At 34.9% G+C, this 2,195-nt stretch carries 2 protein-coding genes; both read left to right on the forward strand.

Going from position 1 to position 2,195, the window contains the following annotated elements; translation table 11 throughout:
* Positions 1–2 precede the first annotated feature (2 nt).
* Positions 3–1,019, forward strand: coding sequence for a rod shape-determining protein (locus tag AC30RD_RS01980; protein ID WP_489492486.1), 1,017 nt, complete (start codon positions 3–5; stop codon positions 1,017–1,019).
* Complete coding sequence (mreC, locus tag AC30RD_RS01985; protein WP_489492487.1) at positions 1,012–1,758, forward strand: rod shape-determining protein MreC; 747 nt, start codon at positions 1,012–1,014, stop codon at positions 1,756–1,758. The genes AC30RD_RS01980 and mreC overlap by 8 nt, the downstream gene beginning before the upstream one ends.
* Positions 1,759–2,195: the final 437 nt, after the last annotated feature.

Consider the following 2,195-nt stretch of genomic DNA (forward strand, 5'->3'; position numbering starts at 1 on the left):
TTATCGGTTTCTTTTCAAACGATATGGGAATCGACCTTGGAACGGCAAATACTTTGGTATTGGTAAAAGGTCAAGGGGTTATAATAAACGAACCTTCCGTTGTAGCTGTTCAAAAAGATAGATACGGAAGAGAGAAAATATTGGCTGTTGGAAAAGAGGCTAAAGAGATGGTGGGTAAGACTCCAGGGGATATTAGAGCAGTTAGACCTATGAAAGATGGAGTTATAGCAGATTTTGATATGACCGAAAAAATGATTAGATATTTTATTGAGAAAGCTCACAGCAGGAAAGCTTTTTTAAGACCCAGGGTAATTATATGCGTTCCTTATGGGTTAACTCAGGTTGAAAGAAAAGCTGTTAGAGAATCGGCTCTCAGTGCGGGAGCTAGAGAGGTATTTTTGATAGAAGAGCCTATGGCAGCGGCTATTGGAGCAGGTCTTCCGGTAAAAGAACCACACGGTAATTTGGTTGTAGATATCGGAGGGGGAACTACAGAAATTGGAGTTATAAGTTTAGGTGGACTCGTAATTTGCAAATCGGTAAGAACGGCTGGAGATAAGATAGATAGAGCAATAGCGGACTATATCAAGAAAAAATATAATCTACTAATCGGTGATAGGGTGGCCGAAGAGGTTAAGATAAATATCGGAACAGCTCTTCCGTTAAAAGAACCTTTAAAGATGATAGTTAACGGTAGAGATCAATTAACCGGTATGCTTGCCTCGATCGAAATTACAAGCGATGATGTATATGAAGCCATGAGAGCACCTTTGAAAGAGATAGCGGATGCTTTAAAAGAGATATTAGAGCAGATGCCACCTGAGCTTGCAGGTGATATTGTTGAAAACGGTATCGTTTTAACCGGAGGAGGAGCATTGATTAGAAACCTTGATAGATATCTATCTGATGCAGTTAAACTGCCGGTATTTATAAGCGATGAACCTCTTTTAGCCGTTGCTAAAGGCACAGGAAAAGCCTTGGAAGAGATTGAATTGCTTCAGCAACTGACAAATGAATAAAAGATATTTAATATTAATTTTACTTTTTTTACTCTTTTTTGGAAGTTTTAAATTTGATTTTTTCCAAAAAAGAGTTCTTGATTTTTCTAACTTTTTAAAAATAAAATATCAAAATAGCCTTCAATATTTGGAAGAATTGATAATTGAACATTTAAACCAGCAAGAAACTATTCAAAAATTATCTTTACAAAAAAGAGAGCTTCAAAAATACAAATTAAAATATAAATCGATTGAAAATGAGTTAAACTCTTTACTTCAGCAATGTAACTTAAATATAATGTTTTTTCAGGATGTAAAGATAATAAGAGCTATTTCTTATACTAAACTTGGCGATTTTTCTTCAATGTGGGTCGATTTTAAGGATTTTAATCAATCAAAAATATACGGTTTGGTCAAAGATGATTTTGCTGCAGGAATAATCACACAAAAAAACAAAAAGCCGATCGCTCTTTTAAATAATAACGAAAAATGCACATATGCCGTTGAAGTTGGTGATGTTAGAGCTCCCGGTATCGCCATTGGGAAAAAAAACGGAACAATGGTCGTAAAATTTATTCCGATGCATAAAATGATAAAAGTGGGTGATGAGGTTGTAACCAGCGGAATGGATAAAATTTTTTTTTACGGCATAAAAGTAGGAAAAGTGATAAAGGTTAAAGAAAGAGGAAGTTTTAAAGTAGCGGTTGTAAAACCCTATGCCGATTTATCTCATCCAAAATATTTTTGGGTTATTTATTAGTTTGGTTAAAATGGTTAAGTAGTTAAAATAGTTGGTGGTTGGGTAGTTGGGTGGTTAGATAAAAGGTTGAAGGTAGAAGGGAGAAGGAAGTTAGGTGGTAAGGAGGTAAGGTGATAAGGAGGTAAGGTGGTAAGGTGGTAAGGTGGTAAGGAGGTAAGGTGGGATTTAATTCCCAATTCCCAATTCCAAATTCCCATTTACCAATGTCCAATTTGGTTAAAATAGTTAAGTAGTTAAGTAGTTGAGTAGTTGAGTGGTTGAGTGGCGAGAAAGTGAGAAAGTGAAAAAGTTAGAAAGTGGGAAAATAGGAATGAAATTTACCAATTCCAAATTCCTAATTCCCATTTACCAAATTCCAAATTCCCAATTCCCAATTCCCAATCTCTAATATCCAAATATAACAAGATTTTTATAAACTATTTAGTAAAATACTAAAA

The sequence above is a fragment of the Nitrosophilus sp. genome (assembly GCF_982775275.1).